This is a genomic window from Rahnella sp. NRRL B-41462 (assembly GCF_003263525.1).
Taxonomy (GTDB): Bacteria; Pseudomonadota; Gammaproteobacteria; order Enterobacterales; family Enterobacteriaceae; genus Rahnella; species Rahnella aceris.
This window is the reverse complement of sequence record NZ_JYDF01000147.1, coordinates 21,466-42,709: the sequence shown is the minus strand read 5'-3', so window position 1 is coordinate 42,709 and position 21,244 is coordinate 21,466. Positions and strand designations below refer to the sequence as shown.

Annotated in this window: 19 protein-coding genes; 5 read left to right on the top strand and 14 right to left on the bottom strand. The window is 53.4% G+C overall.

Annotated features, from left to right (window positions below):
- Positions 1–28: 28 nt before the first annotated feature.
- Positions 29–475, bottom strand: coding sequence for a helix-turn-helix domain-containing protein (locus tag UC14_RS25135; protein WP_013575052.1), 447 nt, complete (start codon positions 473–475; stop codon positions 29–31).
- Positions 476–588: 113 nt separating this feature from the next.
- On the opposite strand from UC14_RS25135, the gene UC14_RS25130 reads away from it, so the two are divergent.
- Positions 589–1,383, top strand: coding sequence for an SDR family oxidoreductase (locus tag UC14_RS25130; RefSeq protein ID WP_037034883.1), 795 nt, complete (start codon positions 589–591; stop codon positions 1,381–1,383).
- Between the two features lie 92 nt (positions 1,384–1,475).
- Positions 1,476–2,165: a fumarylacetoacetate hydrolase family protein gene (locus tag UC14_RS25125; RefSeq protein WP_013575050.1), complete on the top strand. Its 690-nt coding sequence runs from the start codon at positions 1,476–1,478 to the stop codon at positions 2,163–2,165.
- 20 nt (positions 2,166–2,185) lie between these two features.
- Here the strand turns inward: UC14_RS25125 and UC14_RS25120 are convergent, their stop codons facing one another.
- The 7 genes from UC14_RS25120 to UC14_RS25090 all read right to left on the bottom strand — a co-directional run bounded on the left by UC14_RS25120 (position 2,186) and on the right by UC14_RS25090 (position 10,425).
- Positions 2,186–2,992: a hypothetical protein gene (locus UC14_RS25120; protein WP_015689685.1), complete on the bottom strand. Its 807-nt coding sequence runs from the start codon at positions 2,990–2,992 to the stop codon at positions 2,186–2,188.
- Entirely contained in the window at positions 2,992–3,189 is a 198-nt protein-coding gene (locus UC14_RS25115) for a hypothetical protein (RefSeq protein WP_013575048.1), read from the bottom strand. The genes UC14_RS25120 and UC14_RS25115 overlap by 1 nt, the downstream gene beginning before the upstream one ends.
- Before the next feature lie 134 nt (positions 3,190–3,323).
- Complete coding sequence (ansP, locus tag UC14_RS25110) at positions 3,324–4,805, bottom strand: L-asparagine permease (RefSeq protein WP_112198654.1); 1,482 nt, start codon at positions 4,803–4,805, stop codon at positions 3,324–3,326.
- A gap of 230 nt (positions 4,806–5,035) precedes the next feature.
- On the bottom strand, positions 5,036–5,884 hold the full coding sequence (gene bglG / locus UC14_RS25105) for a transcriptional antiterminator BglG (RefSeq protein ID WP_112198653.1): 849 nt from the start codon (positions 5,882–5,884) through the stop codon (positions 5,036–5,038).
- Between the two features lie 168 nt (positions 5,885–6,052).
- Entirely contained in the window at positions 6,053–7,450 is a 1,398-nt protein-coding gene (locus UC14_RS25100) for a glycoside hydrolase family 1 protein (protein WP_015689682.1), read from the bottom strand.
- Between the two features lie 22 nt (positions 7,451–7,472).
- Positions 7,473–9,347: a PTS beta-glucoside transporter subunit IIABC gene (gene bglF, locus UC14_RS25095; RefSeq protein ID WP_112198652.1), complete on the bottom strand. Its 1,875-nt coding sequence runs from the start codon at positions 9,345–9,347 to the stop codon at positions 7,473–7,475.
- 304 nt (positions 9,348–9,651) lie between these two features.
- The gene (locus UC14_RS25090) at positions 9,652–10,425 is read right to left on the bottom strand and encodes an SDR family NAD(P)-dependent oxidoreductase (protein ID WP_013575043.1); all 774 of its coding nucleotides are present in this window, start codon (positions 10,423–10,425) and stop codon (positions 9,652–9,654) included.
- A gap of 118 nt (positions 10,426–10,543) precedes the next feature.
- On the opposite strand from UC14_RS25090, the gene UC14_RS25085 reads away from it, so the two are divergent.
- From UC14_RS25085 to UC14_RS25075, 3 genes are all read left to right on the top strand, one after another.
- Positions 10,544–11,446: a LysR family transcriptional regulator gene (locus UC14_RS25085; RefSeq protein ID WP_112198651.1), complete on the top strand. Its 903-nt coding sequence runs from the start codon at positions 10,544–10,546 to the stop codon at positions 11,444–11,446.
- A gap of 284 nt (positions 11,447–11,730) precedes the next feature.
- A complete protein-coding gene (locus UC14_RS25080) occupies positions 11,731–13,143 on the top strand; it encodes an MFS transporter (RefSeq protein ID WP_015689678.1) in 1,413 nt (470 codons plus the stop codon).
- Positions 13,140–15,518 carry a glycoside hydrolase family 3 N-terminal domain-containing protein gene (locus UC14_RS25075; protein WP_112151805.1) on the top strand — a complete coding sequence of 793 codons (2,379 nt, stop codon included), beginning with the start codon at positions 13,140–13,142 and terminating at the stop codon, positions 15,516–15,518. The genes UC14_RS25080 and UC14_RS25075 overlap by 4 nt, the downstream gene beginning before the upstream one ends.
- Before the next feature lie 63 nt (positions 15,519–15,581).
- On the opposite strand, the gene ruvB is transcribed toward UC14_RS25075, so the two are convergent.
- From ruvB to aspS, 6 genes are all read right to left on the bottom strand, one after another.
- A complete protein-coding gene (gene ruvB / locus UC14_RS25070; protein ID WP_037034899.1) occupies positions 15,582–16,589 on the bottom strand; it encodes a Holliday junction branch migration DNA helicase RuvB in 1,008 nt (335 codons plus the stop codon).
- A gap of 8 nt (positions 16,590–16,597) precedes the next feature.
- Positions 16,598–17,212, bottom strand: coding sequence for a Holliday junction branch migration protein RuvA (gene ruvA, locus UC14_RS25065; RefSeq protein WP_112198656.1), 615 nt, complete (start codon positions 17,210–17,212; stop codon positions 16,598–16,600).
- An 87-nt stretch (positions 17,213–17,299) separates the two neighbouring features.
- Positions 17,300–17,821: a crossover junction endodeoxyribonuclease RuvC gene (gene ruvC, locus UC14_RS25060; RefSeq protein ID WP_013575036.1), complete on the bottom strand. Its 522-nt coding sequence runs from the start codon at positions 17,819–17,821 to the stop codon at positions 17,300–17,302.
- A gap of 108 nt (positions 17,822–17,929) precedes the next feature.
- Positions 17,930–18,673, bottom strand: a complete 744-nt coding sequence (locus UC14_RS25055) for a YebC/PmpR family DNA-binding transcriptional regulator (protein WP_013575035.1) — start codon at positions 18,671–18,673, stop codon at positions 17,930–17,932.
- 25 nt (positions 18,674–18,698) lie between these two features.
- Positions 18,699–19,145 (bottom strand): dihydroneopterin triphosphate diphosphatase, encoded by a 447-nt coding sequence (gene nudB / locus UC14_RS25050; protein ID WP_013575034.1) that lies wholly within the window; start codon positions 19,143–19,145, stop codon positions 18,699–18,701.
- The gene (gene aspS, locus UC14_RS25045; protein ID WP_112151804.1) at positions 19,145–20,941 is read right to left on the bottom strand and encodes an aspartate--tRNA ligase; all 1,797 of its coding nucleotides are present in this window, start codon (positions 20,939–20,941) and stop codon (positions 19,145–19,147) included. The genes nudB and aspS overlap by 1 nt, the downstream gene beginning before the upstream one ends.
- Positions 20,942–21,244: the final 303 nt, after the last annotated feature.

Here is a 21,244-nt window from a genome sequence, read left to right as displayed (position 1 = left end):
CAGGGGAGGGAGTCGACCGAATTCTCGATCAAGATTCAGGAATAATCGCCTTTATATCCCGGCTTTCCAGCACCCGCCCGTCCTGCGCATGGATTTCCAGCTTACGCAGCGGCTGGCGATTTTCGATATCTACCAGTTGCGTGCAGGCTTCGCCGGCTTCAAACAGATATTCACTTCCCCACTGCCCCAGCGCAACCAGCACCGGTTGCAGCGCCAGCCCTTTTTCCGTCAGCACGTAATCCTGATACGCCGAACCATCTGCCGCCGGTTCAATCTTCATAATGCCTTCGGCAACCAGCGCTTTCAGGCGGGAGCTGAGAATGTTCTTCGCCGCCCCCAGACTGCGCTGAAATTCACTGAATCGTGAGAGGCCGTACATCGCATCGCGGACAATCAGCAACGTCCACCAGTCACCGATGAGATCCAGCGCGCGGCCAGCCGGACAAGGCGTGTTTTCCAGACGGGTTCGTTTCATGGCACTTCCTGCTCAATGCGGTTTAAAAAATCTGGTTGCATTATAAAACCACCAGTGCTAAAAATCACCTGGTTTTATTATTAAACCACCCTATCCAACACCGAGGTTCTACTATGTCAGATACAATTCGCACTCAGTCCGTGGCCTTAATCACCGGCGCATCAAGCGGCATCGGGGCCACTTACGCCGACCGTCTGGCGAAACGCGGTTATGATTTAGTGCTGGTTGCCCGTGATGCAACGCGCCTGAAAACACTGGCTGAACGCCTGCAGGATGAAACCGGCGTAAAAATCACCGTGTTACCCGCTGACTTAACCCGCAGCGAAGATCTGGCACGGGTAGAAGATTTTATCCGTGCAACACCGCAGATTTCCCTGCTGATCAATAACGCCGGGGCTTCGCTGAAAGCCGGTTTTGAAAACAGCGATGCTGACGCCATCGGGAATCTGATCACCCTGAACGTCACCTCGGTGGCGCGTCTTTCACGCGTCGCTTTCGACGGTCTGATCAAGCATAAAGACGGGGCGATTATTAATATCGCGTCCGTGATGGCGCTGACGCCAGAGTTGCAATCTGCGGTGTATTCCGCCACCAAAGCCTTTGTGCTGACTTTCAGCCAGACGCTGCAATTTGAAATGGCCGAGCGCGGTCTGTACGTTCAGGCCGTATTACCTGCCGCAACGCGTACAGAAATCTGGGAACGTTCGGGCAAAAATATCGATGAAGTGCCGGGTGTAATGGAAGTGGGTGAACTGGTGGATGCCGCCTTGCTGGGCTTTGACCGCAAAGAAAAAATCACCATTCCGCCATTGCAGGACGAAAAACAGTGGGATGAATTTGATGCCCTGCGCAGTGCAATGGTACCGAACTTCCTGCAGGCTCACGCCGCACCGCGTTACAAGGCCTGACAGTGACACATTGACCAGTAACATAAATTTACTGGTCAATGTTGATTCGCTTTGCAAATATGTTAATTCGATAACTTTGTGAAGTGAATACGATGACTGAATATGTAATTGCTGCACCCGAAGTTCCGTCTCTCGCCGTCGAAGGCCAGAGCGCCCGCTTTCCGTTGCGCCGCGTGTATTGTGTTGGCCGTAACTATTCCGAACACGCCCGCGAAATGGGTCATGATCCTGACCGCGAACCGCCTTTCTTTTTTGGCAAACCGGCGGATGCCGTGGTTCCCGCCAGCGGCAATGTGCCATACCCGACACTGACCGACGATCTGCATTATGAAGTAGAACTGGTCGTTGCGATTGCCAGAGGCGGTAAAGATATTGCCGCTGAAGACGCGCTGTCACACGTCTGGGGTTATACCGTGGGCGTAGATTTAACCCGTCGTGATATTCAGGCGCAGGCCAAGAAACTGGGACGTCCGTGGGATTTCGCCAAAGGGTTTGATGATTCCGCACCGGCGAATCCGCTGCAACCCGTGAGTCAGACAGGTCATCCGGCTGCCGGTAAAATCTGGCTCGATGTGAACGGTGAAAAACGTCAGCGCGGTGATTTGAGCGACCAGATCTGGCAGGTAGCGGACGTCATCAGCTATCTCTCTCAGGCGGTTGAACTCAAGCCCGGTGATCTGATCTATACCGGTACGCCAGCAGGTGTGGGTCCGGTAGTGCGCGGTGATGTGATCACCGGCGGCATCGAAGGTCTGAGTGATTTCAGCTTCACTATCGTGTAATGCATGCAGGACGCCTTATTTCAGGCGTCCTTCTCACCAATTTTCCGGGCCATTTCTTCTTCAACCAGCGGAATAAGCTTCTCGAACGCACAGGCACTTGACGGGTCAAACAGCGACAGCGTTTCTATCTGGCTCAGTAAAATCACCTTACGAAACTTCAGCGCGCTCACCGGATCTGACACCGGCGTGATGCCATGTTCCTGATAATAGCGGGCATAATTATGCTCAACGCGCAGCTCCAGTGTGTCTTTATCGCGATAACCGCTGACCATCGGGATCACGACCACATTGTCCGACGAACTTGTTTCACACCTTGCGGTATGCACCATGCCGATATAAACACGCCGCGACTGCAGGGTGATGAATACCATATCGCCCTCTTCCATACACTGATACAACAGTCCTTCCACGCCGTTGGCGCGGGTAAGTTGTTTGTACAACTCTCTGCGTCCGGCAGTATTAAGGCGTAAGCCCGGTGACCAGGTAGTGCGGACCAGACACAGCATCACGGAGACGGCAAGCATAATCACCACCGGTGCCTGAATGCCTAAGAAACTCCAGTTGATGAAATCACGCTGGTAGTGCACATCCTGATGCAAATGCGGCAAGGCGGGCAGCCAGTTGATAACACCGGAAATCCCCCACAGCGCCAGATATAGCAGTGCTATGACCAGTACACCCTGCAGGACAAAAATACAGCCATACAGCGCCACCAGAAAATAGACGTCCCAGCCAAAGGTGCGTTTAAGTTTGAAGCGCGATGAAATGTCGCGGGTGGTATACCAGTAGCCGCAGACCATTAACACCATGAAAACGGCTGTCGCCATTACAGCACGCTCATGCGTTTGACGTGGCGGGCAAAGTCTTGCTGCATCTCCTGATTAGCCGGATTGACTGATGCCGTACCGTTTTCATCAATCAGAATACGCTCGCCCTCTTCCAGCGTATTTTCCATGTCTGCGGCGCTGAACAGTCCGAGGAACTTTTCCGGGCTGGAAAATATTTGTAAAACAATCTTCAACATAGGTTTGCCTCTCCTCATAAAAGAATAAGCCTAGTCAAAGGAAAGAGACATTGTGGCTGTTTCAGATTTTTTACGGGCAGGAATGAAAAAGGGCCGCCATGACGGCAGCCCTTTGCTGGAATCTGCGAAACGAATTACTTCGCTTCAATACTTTCCTGATGTGCTTCTTCCTGCGCAGCCTGTTCGGCATGCACTTCAGCAGCACGTTTGCGCAGACCTATCCAGCCCAGTACCAGCAGAATGATCAGCACCGGAATGGTCGCCACCGTGTAGGTGCCGTTCGGGTAGTCAAACGCCATCAGGATCAGAACGCCCGCCAGGAAGGCCAGCGTCAGCCACGAGGTCACCGGTGCCCACGGCATTTTGAAGGAAACGTCTTTCGCACGACCTTCTTTGATCGCAGTACGCAGTTTCATCTGACAGACAATGATGAAAGCCCATGAACTGAGGATGCCGAGTGAGGCGACGTTCAGGACAATCTCAAACACCTGCGAAGGCACGTAATAGTTGAGCACTACACCGATCACATAAATGCCGACAGTGACCAGAATACCGGCGTACGGCACCTGCTGCGCACTCATCTTCGACATGAATTTCGGTGCTGAACCGCCCATCGACAGGGAACGCAGAATACGACCGGTGGAATACAAGCCGGAGTTGAGGCTCGACAGCGCTGCGGTCAGAACCACGATATTCATGATGGTACCGATGTAAGGCACGCCCAGCTTGCTGAAGAAGGTGACAAACGGACTTTGGCCCGCCTGATAGGCATTCCACGGCAGCAACAGCACCAGTAACACCACGGAGCCGACGTAGAACAAAGCGATACGCCAGATAACGCTGTTAATGGCTTTCGGCAGCACTTTTTCCGGATTTTTGGTTTCGCCCGCCGCCGTACCGACCAGCTCAATGGCCGCGAACGCAAAGACCACGCCCTGCACCAGAACCAGCGCCGGTAACAAACCGTGCGGGAAAATACCGCCGTTGTCGGTGATCAGATGCAGACCGGTGGTGTTACCGTCCAGTTGTTTGCCGGTGCCGAGGAACACCACGCCAACCACCAGGAAGATAGCAATCGCCGCCACTTTGATCAGCGCAAACCAGAATTCCATCTCAGCGAACCACTTCACGCCGATCATGTTCATGGTTGCCACTATCGCCAGTGCGCCCAACGCAAACATCCATTGCGGAACATCACCGAAGGTTCCCCAGTAGTGCATGTACAGAGCCACTGCGGTGATATCGACAATGCCGGTCATCGCCCAGTTCAGGAAGTACATCCAGCCTGCTACGTAAGACGCTTTTTCACCCAGGAATTCACGGGCATAGGATACGAAGCTGCCACTGGTCGGACGGTGTAAAACCAGTTCGCCCAGTGCACGCAGGATAAAGAATGAGAAAATACCACACACCGCATACACGATAGCCAGCGCCGGACCCGCCATCTGTAAACGCGCACCCGCGCCGAGAAACAGACCGGTACCGATAGAACCACCAATGGCAATCATCTGAACCTGACGGTTGCCCATACTCTTGTGATAACCATGATCGTGAGAGTCCAGCCAGCGCCGTTTAGCCGCGTGCTTCGCCTCTGCCGTTTTTTTATGAGACTTCATTATGAGTTGTTCTCCAAAATAACCTTCACCTGACGCCGGGTGCTGCAAGCAAACGATTGCAAGCCTCGCCGTTTATGGGGTTTACCCACTGTAGTTTTTTTAGCCGGAACTGTTTTGGTGCAATAACGGCGAAGGATGCTACCTGTTCTCACTAACCGTGGCAAAAAAAACCGTCATTAAAAATTGTGAACAGTCATATTTCGCGCAGCAAATTTTGCGCTTGCGTGCGCTCAGGACGATTCTTTCGGCAGACACTCTTTTCTCACCCGTTCGATATTAATGGAGAGATACATAATTTCTTCCGTGGTCAGTTCGCGCTGATATTGCGCGGCCAGATAATCGCCGATTTTTTCCGCGCACAGCCACGCCTGTGGGTAATTTTCTTTTACCGCCGCGTGCAGGGTCATGTCATCGTCGGCCACCACCGTGCGGCTGAGCATCCGCTGGGCGAAGAATTTAAGATGGGTGACGAAGCGCTGGTAGCTCAGCGACTCCTCGTCGTATTCAATACGCAGCTGGTATTTCACCAGATTGAGGATTTCCTGCATCACGCGGGTAATCTGCGCCACTTCCGGCATTTCGCCGTTAAGCTGCGCATTGACCAGATGCAGGGCAATAAAACCGGCTTCATCCACCGGCAATCGCACGCCGAGGCGGGAATCGATAATCTCCAGCGCTTCCAGCCCGAGCGCATATTCCTTCGGGTACAGACGACGGGTTTCCCACAGCAAGGCATTGCTGATCGGCACGCCCTTCTTCTGCCGTTCAATGGCAAAATTGCAGTGATCGGTGAGTGCGATATACAGGTTTTCCTGTAATTTCCCCAGCCGTCCCCGCGCCAGCGAAATAATCTGATCACAGGTGGTCATCACTTCCATCGGAATATGCGACAGCAACTCCGTCAGATGCGCGACCAGTTCGTCATTCTGCAGGGCAAAAATTTTCTCGATTTTGCTTTCATCCAGCTCATCCCCGGCTTTCTTCATAAATGCCAGCCCGCGCCCCATCACCACCTGTTCGCGTTGCTGCCCGCTGACGACAACCACCACATTATTATTGAGTATTTTGGCGATTTTCATTGTAACTCCCTGAAAAGAAAAACCTGATCGTCCGTATGGATGATCAGGTTTTGTCTGCCGCAGTCTTGGGATCTGCCTGATGATTTTACCAGATCCGATCCTCAGTCAGACGTAAATTTTGCCCTCAAAACGTGACGATGGCCTTAAGTCCCTTCAGACCGGATCAGATCAGGATGTTAATGACGCACCGTTTGAATTAATCACTTCCTGATACCAGAAGAAACTTTTCTTACGGCGGCGCTCCAGCGTGCCATTGCCCTGATCGTCGCGGTCTACATAGATATAACCATAACGCTTGGAGAATTCCGCTTTCGAGGCGCTGACCAGATCAATCGGTCCCCAGCTGGTGTAACCCATCACTTCCACGCCGTCTTCAATGGCTTCACGCACCTGAACCAGATGGTCATTGATGTACTGAATACGGTAATCATCATTAATGCTGCCGTCAGCTTCGACTTTATCCCGCGCACCCAAACCGTTTTCCACAATAAATAGCGGTTTCTGATAACGGTCATAAAGCTCATTCATTAAGAAGCGCAACCCTTCCGGGTCAATCTGCCATCCCCATTCGGAACTTTGCAGATGCGGGTTCGGCACCATATTTAATATATTGGCACGCGCTTTAATATTTTGTTCTTCATCCGTGGTGACACAACCGGTCATGTAATAACTGAATGAGATAAAGTCGACGGTTTCTTTCAACGCGGCTTTATCTTCAGAAGTAATATTAATTTCCATGCCGCGGTCTTTAAAGAAACGCGGCATATAAGCCGGATACGCGCCACGCACCTGAACATCGCCGAAGAATAACCAGTCGCGGTTCTGCTGCAAGGTTTCCATCATATCGGCCGGTTTGCAGGTCAGCGGATACAGCATTCCGCCAAGCAGCATATTGCCGATTTTGCCGTCAGGAATGATCTCGTGACAGGCTTTTACCGCTTTGGCACTGGCAACCAGCTGATGGTGAATGGCCTGATAGATATCCTGTTTGCTGCTGTCTTCCGGCAATCCGACGCCGGTAAACGGCGCATGCAGCGACATATTGATTTCGTTAAAGGTCAGCCAGTGTTTGACTTTATCTTTATAACGGGTGAACACCGTGCGGGCGTAATTTTCAAAGAAACCGATGGTATCGCGGCTGCCCCAGCCACCGTGTTTTTTTACGATGCCGTACGGCATTTCGTAATGGGAAAGCGTCACCAGCGGTGTAATACCGTATTTTGCCATCTCATCAAACAGTCGGTCGTAGAATGCCAGCCCCGCTTCGTTCGGCTGCGATTCATCCCCCTGAGGGAAGATACGCGTCCAGGCGATTGAGGTACGCAATACGGTAAAACCCATTTCAGCGAACAATTTCATATCTTGCGGATAACGGTGGTAGAAATCGATGGCGACATCTTTCACGCCGAAATCCCCTTCCGTGCGTTCCTGCACCGGGCCGAAAACACCCTGCGGTTGCAGATCCGATGTGGATAAGCCTTTACCGTCGGTCAGGTAAGCCCCTTCAACCTGATTAGCGGCAACGGCTCCGCCCCATAAAAATCCGTTTGGAAATGGCTTGTTCATATGAACCTCCTGGCTCTGTTCGTTAGCGTAATAAAGTCAGTAAAAGGGTTTGTTCGCTGGCGTCCTGTCCGACACAGGCCGGAATGACGTCGAGATAATCGTCGCTGTTGGTGACCAGCACCGGCGTTGTCAGGTCGTAACCGGCATCAGTGATCCCCTGCACGTCGAATTCCAGCAACAAATCGCCCTGCTTCACCACCGCATCGACGTCAACGTGTGGCGTAAAGAATTTGCCGTCGAGCTTCACCGTATCGATGCCGACGTGGATCAGAATTTCTGCGCCGTCTGCCGATTCAATTCCGATGGCGTGATGGGTTTTGAACAGTGAAACCACCGTGCCGTCTACCGGTGAGACCACCCTTCCGGCGACAGGCACAATGGCCACACCTTTACCCAGCAGGCCGCTGGCGAATGTCGGATCTTTCACTGTATCGAGTGCGATACACGGTCCGCTCATCGGGCTGGCGATCAGCATTTTGCCGCGCGGCGCCTGTAACGCATCGGCCTGGGCCTTCTCGCTGACTTCCGGCGCGACCGCTTCTTGTTTTACACCGAAGAAATAAGTCGCCAGTGCGGCAAACAACAGCGCAATCAGGGTGCCGGCAATCCCGGCGGTCACTGTTTTATCAAAACCAGTGGGCGGAATAATCTGGGTAAACGTGAAGACACTGGGGAAACCGAAGGAATACGCCGTGGTCTGGAAGTAACCGAGCACCGCAGCGCCGAGCGCACCGCCGACGCAGCCGAAAATAAAAGGACGCCGATGCGGCAGGGTGATGCCATACACCGCCGGTTCCGTGATACCGAAAATCCCGGCGCTGATCGCCGACCCTGACAATGCTCGGGTACGGACATCTTTGGTCCGCAGCATCACACCCGCGACCGCACCAACCTGTCCCATCACCGCAGGCAGTAACAGCGGCAGCATGGTGTCATGGCCGAGCACGCTGAAGTTGTTGATCATCAACGGCACCAGCCCCCAGTGCAGACCGAAGATCACACAGACCTGCCACAGTGCGCCCATAAAGGCACCGGCGACCATCGGGCTGACGTGATAAACAAACTGGTAGCCATGGGCCAGTTGCTGACTGGCCCAGGTCGCGACCGGCCCGATAACCAGGAATGTCAGCGGCACAATCACCATCAGGCAGATCAGCGGTGTGATGAAGTTACGCAGCGCGCCGGGTAAAATTTTCATCGACTGCTTTTCCAGCCAGCTCGATGCCCACGCGGCCAGAATCACCGGAATGACCGAAGAGGTATAATTGATAAAGACCAGCGGGATGCCTAAGAAATGCTCGCTGTGCGCGCCGGACTGCTGTACATCAAATGCGGCGATCATCAGCGGGTGCACCATCGCGCCGCCAATCATCATGGTCACAAACGGATTACCGCCGAATTTTTTACCGGCGGTATAACCGATCACCAGCGGGAAGAAATAAAACATAGCGTCGCTGGCGGCGAACCAGACTTTATAGGTACCGCTTTCCGGCACCATCCAGCCACAGGCCAGCGCCAGTGCCAGAAAACCTTTGAGGATCCCCGATGCCGCCATAATGCCGATAAACGGCGTGAATATGCCGGAGATGACATCTATCGCACGGGCAAACACACTGCCGTTATCACCCCTGTCGTCATCGCTGCCGTCTGAAAGCGCACTGCCTCTCACCAGCGCTTCATAGACGGCACCGACGTGATTACCAATCACCACCTGAAACTGACCACCGCTCTCGACCACCATGATCACGCCCGGATTTTCTTTCAGCCCGGCAGCATCGGCTTTGCGGGTATCTTTTAGCTTGAAGCGTAAACGGGTGGCACAATGCACCACACTGTTGACGTTTTCCTTTCCGCCCACTCCGCGGAGAATTTCGTCGGCTAATGTTCTGTATTCCATAGTGTCATCTCATCAGAGTAAGGGCGTCGTGCACGACATTGCCGTTGCGTTGCAAAGGGGCGGCCTGCCCCTGAATTCAGGCCAAAAAAAAACCTAAACGTCCGGTATCTTCGTCATACACGAAGAAACGAGAAGTTTAGGTTTTGCCTGTCAGACAGTAACAATCCTGCTTTCTGAAACGGATTCTCGGGCGAATCGGAAACAGAAACAAGTCGTAATATTCGCCGGATGATGAAACTGTGATCGGCTTCAGACTTTGTGCAGACTGACGCCCGTCCCTGAGCCTCGGTCTTTTTTGTCCTGACTAACGCAGCCCCGCCACCGTAAATCCGCCATCGACCAGCAGATTCTGACCGGTCACAAATCGCGCTTCATCACTGCACAACCACGCCACAACATCCGCGACATCTGCCGGTTCGCCCACGCGCCCTGCGGGTGTCAGGCGTACAAAAGGGATCAGCGTTTCTTCATTTGCGCCCATCCGCCGCGCCATCGGGGTATCGATAATGCCGGGATTAACGTTATTGATGCGGATATTCTGCGCACCGGTTTCCAGCGCTATAGCGCGGATCATCGCGTCAAGCCCGCCTTTGCTGGCGGAATACGCAGCAGAGCCAATACTGGCTCCGTGCGCCAGCCAGGAAGAGGTATTCACAATCGCACCGCCACGCCCTGCGGCGGTCATGGCTTCCAGCTGATATTTCACTGACAGCCAGACGCCTTTCAGATTGGTGGCAATCACCCGGTCAAATTCCGCTTCTGTCATGTCACTGACTGGCGCAAAACCTTCCACACCCGCATTATTAAACGCGGCGTCCAGTCGCCCGTAATGCGCCAGCGTCGCGGCAATAAGATGCCGGACCTGTGCGCTGTCTGACACATCGGTCGGCACCGCCAGGGCATCACCGCCCCGTTCACGGATCATCATCACCGTTTCCTGGAGCGCCGTTTCCCGTCTTCCTGCCACCACGACTTTCGCACCATCGCGTGAAAACGCCAGTGCGGCTGCCCGCCCGATGCCTGAGCCACCGCCCGTGACCAGCGCAACCCGCCCCTGTAACCGTAATGTTTGCGACATATTTTTCTCCGTTGATGAATTTTCCAAACCGAGGCCTGACTATAAGCGCATTGATTATTGTGAATAAGCCATGTTATATCGCATGCTTTACTGGCTTTTATTCATCAATAGGAAACTGATGCGCACCCACGAATTCGGAGAACTGAGAGCATTTGTCGCCGTAGCGGAAGAGAAGAGTTTCCGCAAAGCCGCGGCGCGGCTAAATTTAACCGCTTCAACGCTGAGCCATTCCTTACGTTCGCTGGAAGAGCGTCTGGGCGTCAGATTGCTGAACCGCACAACGCGGCAGGTATCGCCCACCGAAGCGGGTTACGCATTGCTGGCGGAAGTGGTGCCGGCATTATCAGTCATCTCTGATGCGATGGAGAAAGTGAACGCTTTACGGGGGATACCCAAAGGCACGGTGCGTATTAATACGCCACGCATCGCTGCTGACATGGTTTTCCTGCCGCAGTTGCCCAAATTTTGTCAGGCGTTCCCGGATATCACCCTGGAACTTGCCACCAATGACGGTTTCGTGGACATCATCAGTGAGGGGTTTGATGCAGGCGTACGCATCAGGGGCGATGTTCAGCAGGACATGAGTGCGGTACGCCTGACCGCCGATTTTCACTCTGCGGTGTACGGTTCGCCGGATTATTTCGCCCGCTGCCCGCAACCACAAACGCCTGCCGATTTGAAAAACCATGCCTGCATTGGGCGTCGGGAAATTGCCAGCGGTTCGCTGTACCGCTGGGAGTTCGAAAAAAATGGGCGACAGATTACCGTGCCCGTCAGCGGGCCGCTGGTGGTCGACAGCGTCAGCATGATGACCCGCATTGCGCTCGATGGAATCGGGCTGGTGTACAGCGCGCAGAGTGCTGAACATGATGCGCTGGTGGCGGAAGGTAAGCTGATCCGGGTGCTTGAAGACTGGTCGGTCACCTTTCCCGGATTCTTTCTCTATTACCCCGGCCACCGCCAGTTGCCCGCCGCATTAAAAGCGGTGACTGGTTATTTCCGCTGGCGGGAAGAGTTATAAACCCCCTTTCACCGGAGATGGCATCCCGCTCAACGCGGGCCTTTGCCAGTCCGGATCCCCGCGCCGATGAAGCAAACACCACCGTCAGTTTGATCCCGTTCACAAATAAAAAACAAAATCAAAAAACGTAAATTGCATATTCATTTCCTCAATTGTTTACCTGAGTTCTATTCACAATACTTTTGGCACCATTTTACTTCCCAGGCTGTTTATCTTTTTTTCCGTTAAAGACATGAATTATTTTCCGTCGGTTATCTCTCCTTACAGAAAGCAGGTAACAAATAATGGTGATCACTCCGGTTCTTTCAGTAAAAGATAAGATTGGCTACGGACTCGGCGATATGGCCAGTGCGCTGGTCTGGCAAACTGCGACTTTATTTCTCGCTTATTTCTACACAGATGTTTTTGGTTTACCCGCCGCGATCATGGGCACACTATTTTTAGTGGTACGCGCCGTGGATGCCTGCGTAGATCCCTGCATCGGTGCGCTGGTTGATCGCACCACAACACGCTATGGAAAATTCCGTCCGTGGCTGCTGTGGTTTGCAATACCGTTTGGGGTCTGTTGCCTGATCACATTTTATGTACCAGACATATCACCGACCGGTAAAATTATTTATGCAGCAGTCACTTATACATTACTCAGCCTGGTGTATTCCGCCATCAATGTGCCGTATTGTGCCATGCCGGGGGCGTTAACACTCGACCCGCGCGAACGCCATTCGCTGCAGTCGTGGCGCTTCGGACTGTCATTTGTCGGGGGGCTGGTGGTAACAGTGATCGCCCTGCCGCTGGTGGCAAAACTCGGCGCAGGTAACCCGCAGAAAGGCTATTTCTATGCCATGAGCCTGATGGGATTACTCGGTATCGTATTATTTTTCTGTTGTTTCGCACTGACGCGTGAGCGTTATCAACCGCGCAATGACACCTCCGGTTCAATGCTGAGCGACCTGAAATTACTGTGGAATAACTCACAATGGCGCATTGTTTTTATTTTTAATATCTTACTATTATGTGCCGTCGTTATCCGTGGTTCCGCCACCATGTATTATGTGAAATATGTGCTAGGCCGCCCGGATCTGATTTTTAATTTTATTGTTTTTGGCATGATCGCCTCGTTATTTGGCGCACTATTGTCTGAGAAAATACTGGGTAAATTCGACCGGATTAAATCCTATCAATGGACAATTCTGACTTTTGTGGTGTGTAATGCAGCGATTTTCTTTATTCCCTCCCCTTCCGTCAGTCTTATTTTCGCCCTCAATCTTGTGTTCAGTTTTATCCAAAACCTGACCACGCCGCTGCAATGGACGATGTTCTCCGACGTTGTGGATCACGAAGAATCCCGCACCGGCCGCCGGCTTGACGGGCTGGTATTCTCCACTGCGCTGTTTGCCATCAAATTCGGGCTGGCACTGGGCGGTGCCATCGTCGGCTGGGTGCTTGGTATGGTCGGTTACCTGCCGAACGGCGCCACGCAAAGTGCTTCGGTGATGCTGACCATCAATTCACTGTTCACACTGGTGCCCTGTGCGTTATTCCTGCTGATGGCCGCGCTGCTTTTTACCTACAAACTCAACAGCCGCACCATGCAAACTATCGCCTTATCCCTCGCAACGCGACGTTCTTTCGGGGGCGACGATGACCCCGTGCTCAGCGGTTCACGCCCTTTGATTAATCAAGGAGATGTAAGATGACTTATCTTTATCAGGATGCTTCACAGCCCGTTGCCCGCCGCGTCGCCGATCTTCTGGCACGCATGACGCCGGAGGAAAAATTCGCGCAGATGCATGCGTTCTGGCTGATCCTCGACAGCAACGGCAATCACAAAGAACGTACCGATCTGAGCGATGATTTTTCCGGTCACAAACAGAGTCAGGCGCTGGAACAGCAACTGGCACTTGGCGCCGGGCAAATCACCCGTCCGCTCGGCACGCACGTGGTCAGCCCGGCAGAAGGCGTACAGGCGCTGAACCGGCTGCAAAAAACGCTGGTAGAAGACACCCGGCTGGGTATTCCGGCGATGTTCCACGAAGAATGTCTGGTCGGCTTATTGTGCAAAGACGCCACACTGTTTCCCTCGTCCCTGAGCTACGCCTCAACGTGGGATCCGCAACTGATGGAGCAAATTGCAGGTGCTATCCGTCAGGAAGCACAAAGCGTTGGTTGTCATCAGGGGCTGGCACCGGTTCTGGATGTGTCGCGCGATGTGCGCTGGGGACGTACCGAGGAAACCTTTGGTGAAGACCCGTATCTGGTCGGCGTGATGGCGACCGCTTACGTGCGCGGATTACAGGGCGAAGCGCGGGACCTGCTGGCCACGCTGAAACATTATGTCGGGCACTCTTTCAGCGAAGGGGCGCGCAACCATGCGCCGGTTCATCTTGGTTTTCGCGAGCTGAATGACACTTTCCTGCTGCCGTTTGAGATGGCGGTGAAGCTGGCGAATGCCGGTTCTGTGATGCCGGCATATCACGACATTGATGGTCAGCCTTGCCACAGCGATCACTTCCTGCTGACCGAAATCTTGCGTGAACAATGGGGGTTCGACGGTCTGATTGTTGCCGATTACGGTGGTGTCAGCCTGCTGCATCAGCATCACGGTGTCAGCCATGACGATGCCGAATCCGCCGCGCTGTCGTTCAATGCGGGTCTGGATATTGAATTACCGAAAGGTGACTGCGCACAACATCTGGCGGATGCCGTTTCGCGTGGCCTGATTGATATGGCGAAAATTGACGAAATTGTCGCACGCGTGCTGACTGAAAAATTTCGCCTTGGCCTGTTTGAACAGCCTTACGCCATTGAGCCTGAGCCGCAGCTTCAGCAACCTGCCACGCGGGAACTGGCCTGGAAAGCCGCGGTCCGCTCAATCACTCTGCTGGAAAATAATGGCATCCTGCCGCTGAAACCCACATCCGGCCAAAAAATCGCGGTGATCGGCCCGACGGCAGATGATCCGCTGGCGTTGCTCAGCGGTTACAGTTTCCCGGTGCATCTGATCATCAGCGAAATGCAGGCGCAGACAGAACAGATCATTACGCCATTACAGGCATTACGCGAGGCCTATGGTGAGCAAAATATCCGTTATACCAAAGGTTGCCATATTCTCGAAAAACGTACGGCAGGTGCGCCGGTCTTCCCCGGCGATGCCGCAACACCCATGCAAAGCTCGCCGGTATCACGAAGTACCGCGCTGATCCCGCAGGCCGTAAAACTGGCGCAGGAAAGTGACGTCGCACTGGTGTTTGTCGGCGATCTGGCCGGTTTATTCCAGAGCGGTACTGTCGGCGAAGGCTCTGATACAGACAGCCTGCAACTGCCGGGCGTTCAGCAGCAGTTGCTGGAAGCCGTGATCGCAACCGGCAAACCGACCATTGTGATAATGACCGGCGGTCGTCCGTATTCCCTTGGCGGGCTGGAAGAAAAAGTCGCCGGATACCTGATGGCATTTGCCCCCGGACAGGAAGGGGGACGCGCCATCAGCGACATTATCAGTGGCAAACAGGCTCCGTCCGGGCGGCTGGTGGTTTCCGTACCGAAAAGCGCCGGTGCGATGCCGTATTACTACAATCACAAACTGAAAAGTGGCGGCACGCCGATCGCCTTCCACTTTGGCGCAAAATACCCGTTTGGCTTCGGGCTGAGCGGCACCACGTTCCGCTATCACGACCTGCAACTCAATCAGCAACCGGTCGCCATCGAAAATGGCGATATTGCAGTACAAATCAAAGTCACCAATACCGGAAATCAGGCGGGCAGCGAGGTGGTGCAGGTTTATCTGCGTGACTGTGTGGCATCACTGGTACGCCCGATGCAGGAACTCAAAGCCTTTGAACGCGTTGAACTGGATGCCGGACAAACTGCGACGCTCAGTTTCAGCATTCCGACCGATATGCTGAATTTCACCAGTCACACCGGTAAGCGCATCGTCGAACCGGGTTCTGTTGAAGTTCAGGTGGGCTCTTCAAGCGCCGATATTCATGCAACAGGAAAGGTGATTCTGGCGGGTGAAGTACGCGAGTTGCCACGTAACTGGCGGATGGTCAGCCGCTGTGAAGTCAGTCGTTAATACCTGATGACGGAAAGCAAAACGGACGCTCAGGGCGTCCGTTTTTTATGCTCAGGAGATCTGTTACTCAGATTCTCTGGCAATACCGAAATGCTTATACGCATGATTGGTCGCCATACGCCCGCGCGGTGTGCGCTGAATAAACCCCTGCTGGATCAGGAAGGGTTCGATGACGTCTTCAATCGTCTCGCGCTCTTCGCCAATCGCCGCGGCTAAGTTATCCAGCCCGACCGGCCCGCCGCTGAACTTATCGATAATCGCCAGCAACAGTTTGCGGTCCATGTAATCGAAACCTTCGGCATCAACATCCAGCATATCCAGCGCGCCGTTAGCCACATCACCATTAATGGTACCGTCGCCTTTCACTTCCGCGAAGTCACGCACACGGCGTAATAAGCGGTTAGCGATACGCGGCGTTCCGCGTGAACGGCGGGCTATCTGATGCGCGCCCTCTTCCGACAACTCCAGCCCGAGGCAGGAGGCGCTACGCCCGACGATGTGCTGCAAATCAGCCACCTGATAGAACTCCAGACGCTGTACGATACCGAAACGGTCACGTAACGGTGACGTCAGGGAACCGGCGCGGGTCGTCGCACCAATCAGGGTAAACGGCGGTAAATCGAGTTTGATGGAGCGTGCCGCAGGACCTTCACCAATCATGATATCCAGCTGATAGTCTTCCATCGCCGGATAGAGAATTTCTTCGACGACCGGTGAGAGACGGTGGATTTCATCAATAAAAAGCACATCATGCGGCTCGAGGTTGGTCAGCATCGCGGCCAGATCACCGGCTTTTTCCAGCACCGGCCCCGACGTGGTACGTAAATTCACGCCCATCTCGTTCGCCACGATGTTGGCCAGCGTGGTTTTACCCAGTCCCGGCGGTCCGAAAATCAACAGGTGATCGAGCGCATCTTTGCGTTGCTTAGCCGCCTGAATAAAGATTTCCATTTGCGAACGCACATGCGGCTGTCCAACGTATTCGCTGAGCAACTTCGGGCGGATCGCACGGTCAATGACCTCTTCTTCACTGAAAACTTCGGAAGAAATCAGGCGGTCAGCTTCAATCATCGTTTACCTCACAGCGCTGCGCGCAGCGCTTCTCTAATCAACGTTTCAGATTCTGCGCCCGATTTGGCCACCTTGCTGATCATGCGGCTGGCTTCCGGTGGTTTATATCCGAGGGATATCAGGGCTGCAACGGCTTCGCCTTCGGCGTCAGATTCTTTAGCTTTCGACGCCGATGCAGGTAGCGTGATATCAGTATGATTGTTAAATAGATCACCGTTTAATCCTTTAAACCGGTCTTTCATTTCGACGACCAGGCGTTCTGCGGTTTTCTTACCGACGCCAGGTAACTTAATTAATGCGGTGATTTCTTCCTTTTCTACCGCACTGACAAACTGCTGCGCCGACATGCCTGACAGAATCGCCAGCGCCAGCTTCGGCCCAACGCCGTTGACTTTAATCAGCTCGCGAAACAGCGCGCGCTCTTGTTTATCGTTAAATCCGTAGAGCAACTGGGCATCTTCACGGACGATAAATTGCGTGAAGATGATAGCTTCCTGACCCAGTTCCGGCAATTCATAAAAACAGGTCATCGGCATATGCACTTCATAGCCCACGCCGTTGGTTTCAAGCAGCACCAAAGGGGGCTGTTTTTCCAGAATAATGCCTCGTAGTCTGCCTATCACGTTCATTTTCCTTATCAGGTCAAAAGCAGCGATGTTTATATCATAAAAAAGGCTGGATGGATATCCAGCCTAATGGACTTGCGGCGTCTATCGCATCCGTCCGCGCGCCATCTGTAATTTGTCACTGCTGAGCCGGATAGCATTCTGACTCATATGACAATGCGTTATGGCAATTGCCAGCGCATCGGCGGCATCGGCCTGCGGGTTAGCCGGTAATTTCAGGATTGACCGCACCATATGCTGAACCTGCGCTTTTTCTGCCGCACCGGTACCGACGACGGTCTGTTTGACCTGCCTCGCCGCATACTCAAACACCGGCAGATCCTGATTGACAGCAGCGACAATTGCCGCACCGCGTGCCTGCCCGAGCTTTAACGCGGAGTCAGCGTTCTTCGCCATAAACACGGATTCGATGGCAAAAAAATCAGGCTGAAATTGCGTAATGATTTCCGACACACCGGCGTAAATCAGTTTCAGACGTCCCGGCATATCGTCCACCACGGTGCGGATACAGCCGCTGCCGAGATAGCTGAGCTGACGCCCTGTCTGGCGGATAATGCCATAGCCGGTAATACGCGAACCGGGGTCGATCCCCAGAATAATAGCCATAGCCAGTCAACGCCTTGTGTTGTCGTTTTTTTGGAAAGTTGGGGAGAGTATAAACTGCTGAGGGACAACAGGATAGCCAGCCGGTGGTAGCCACCGGCGGCACTGAGATTACAGGGTTTCTGCGATCTCGTCGGAGATTTCACCGTTGTGGTAAACCTCCTGCACATCGTCACAATCTTCCAGCATGTCGATCAGGCGCAACAGTTTAGGTGCAGTTTCTGCATCCATGTCGGCTTTGGTCGATGGGATCATCGTGACTTCAGCGGAATCAGCTTTGTAACCGGCGGCTTCCAGCGCGTCTTTCACTTCGCCCAGATTTTCCCAGGCAGTAAAGACATCGATAGCGCCATCATCGTAAGAAATGATGTCTTCAGCACCCGCTTCCAGCGCGGCTTCCATCAGCACGTCTTCATCCAGACCAGGAGCGAAAGTGATCACGCCTTTTTTGGAGAACAGATAAGCCACGGAACCGTCAGTACCCAAATTGCCACCGGTTTTGGTGAAGGCATGACGCACTTCTGCCACGGTACGGTTGCGGTTATCACTCAGACATTCAACCATGATGGCTGAACCGCCAGGTCCGTAACCTTCATAAATGATGGTTTCCATGTTGGTGTCTTCGTCACCGCCCACGCCACGTGCGATAGCCCGGTTGAGGGTATCGCGGGTCATGTTGTTGGACAGCGCTTTATCGATAGCCGCACGCAGACGTGGGTTTGAACCCGCATCGCCGCCACCCAGACGCGCAGCGGTAACCAGCTCACGAATGATTTTGGTAAAAATTTTGCCGCGTTTAGAATCTTGCGCCGCTTTGCGGTGCTTGGTATTGGCCCACTTACTGTGACCTGCCATAAATATCTCCAAAAAGTCTAAAGTCTTAACAGACCGAATAGTTTACAAATTCTTCAATCGCCTGCTGGTTGCTCGGGGAGACTGTCAGCGCTGCCGCTGCCAGTTTATCGAGCCACCGGTACGCATGATGTTCGGTGAGAACCACATCACGCTCGTCGGGTAACGCCAGACAGAACCAATGTTCTTTATTGCGGGTCACACCGGGAGCATAGCGATGGCGCAAATGCGCAAATATTTCAAAGTCCTCGCAGCGATGGCAGTCCTGCAGAGTCAGGTTTTCACCTGCAATGTCGATACCGACCTCTTCCATGACTTCACGCTGCGTGGTTTGATTTGGGGATTCCCCGTCTTCCAGACTGCCGGTCACCGACTGCCAGAAATTCGGGTCATCCTTTCGTTGAAGCATCAGCACCCTGCCGGTGTTTCTGGCGTAGATGACGCACAGTATCGACTCAGGACGCTTATAGCTCATTAGTTATTCTCTGTATTTGTGTCTGGTGTCACTTCTTTTTTCGCCACAACCGCAATGCCCAGTTCCAGCAGCGACGCAGGGTTGGCAAAACTTGGCGCTTCGGTCATCAGACACGCCGCAGCGGTAGTTTTCGGGAAGGCGATCACGTCACGGATGTTATCCGTGCCGGTCAGCAACATCACCAGACGATCGAGACCAAATGCCAGACCGGCGTGCGGAGGCGTACCGTATTTCAGGGCGTCGAGCAGGAAGCCGAATTTCTCGCGCTGTTCGTGCTCGTTAATACCCAGAATGCTGAACACGGTCTGCTGCATTTCGCTGCGGTGAATACGCACAGAACCGCCGCCCACTTCGTAGCCGTTGATCACCATGTCGTAGGCGTTAGCGATAGCAGAAACCGGGTTCGCTGCCAGTTCTTCTGCGCTCATGTCTTTTGGTGCAGTGAACGGGTGGTGCATAGCGCTCAGGCCGCCTTCGTCAGTGTCTTCAAACATCGGGAAGTCGATCACCCACAGCGGAGCCCACATGTCTTCTTTAGTGATTTTCAGGTCACGGCCGACTTTAAGGCGCAGTGCGCCAATCGCGTCAGTCACAATCTTCGCGCTGGCTGCGCCGAAGAAGATCATGTCGCCATCCTGTGCACCAGTGCGTGCGATCAAGGCAGCCAGCAGTTCTTCATTCAGGAATTTAGCCACCGGGCTCTGGATACCTTCCAGGCCTTTCGCCACTTCATTCACTTTGATATAAGCCAGGCCTTTCGCACCGTAGATTTCGATAAATTTGGCGTATTCGTCAATTTGTTTACGGCTCAGGGAGGCACCGCCCGGAACGCGCAATGCAGCCACGCGGCCTTTCGGATCGTTGGCCGGATCAGCAAACACTTTGAACTCGATGTTTTTCATCAGGTCCGCAACATCCACCATTTCCATCGGGTTGCGCAGGTCCGGTTTATCAGAACCGTAGCGACGCATGGCCTCTGCGAAGGTCATGATCGGGAAGTCGCCCAGATCCACGCCTTTCACTTCCTGCCACAGTTCGCGGGCCAGTTTCTCCATCACTTCGCGCACTTGTTCGGCGCTCATGAAAGAGGTTTCCACATCGATCTGGGTGAATTCAGGCTGACGGTCAGCACGTAAATCTTCGTCACGGAAGCATTTTACGATCTGATAATAACGATCAAAACCAGACATCATCAGCAGTTGTTTGAACAGCTGAGGAGACTGCGGCAAGGCGTAGAACTTACCTTTGTGCACACGGCTTGGCACCAGATAGTCACGCGCGCCTTCCGGTGTAGCTTTGGTCAGCATCGGAGTTTCGATGTCGAGGAAGTCATGGCTGTCCATGAAACGGCGTACGAAGCTGGTGATTTTTGCACGCGCTTTCAGGCGGTTAGCCATTTCAGGGCGACGCAAATCCAGATAGCGGTATTTCAGACGCGCTTCTTCAGTGTTGACGTGGTTGGAGTCCAGCGGCAGCGATTCTGAACGGTTGATAATGTTCAGATTACTGGCGAACACTTCCACTTCACCGGTCGCCATGTCTTTATTGAACTGGCTTTCCGGGCGTGCGCGCACGGTGCCGGTTAACTGGATGCAGAACTCGTTACGCAGTTCAGACGCCAGCTTGTAGGCTTCTGCCTGATCGGGGTCGAAGAAAACCTGAACGATGCCTTCGCGGTCACGCATATCGATGAAAATCAAACCACCCAAATCGCGGCGACGGTTAACCCAGCCACACAATGTTACTTCCTGGCCCACATTGGACGCATTCAGTTTTCCACAATATACAGTACGCATAACGGTATCCTTTTGATCCCACTACCCGGCCTCATGGCTCACAGGCACAGAAACGGTTATTGACTCTGGTCGCCCGCCGCAAAACTCAGCAGCGCACGGAATGGGTTTTATTCAGGTCGAAAAAAGGCGGCTATTATAAAGGAATTTCCGGCGAAGGATAAGTGCGAACACGTCAACGCTGGCGCGGAAATTCACTCGTGTTGCTGGCTACACATAATTTAACAAAATTATATCTTTTTGCTCCCCGCGCTAGCATAGACTCACGCAATCCCCTTTGTACACGCACTAAATGATTCCTTTCTC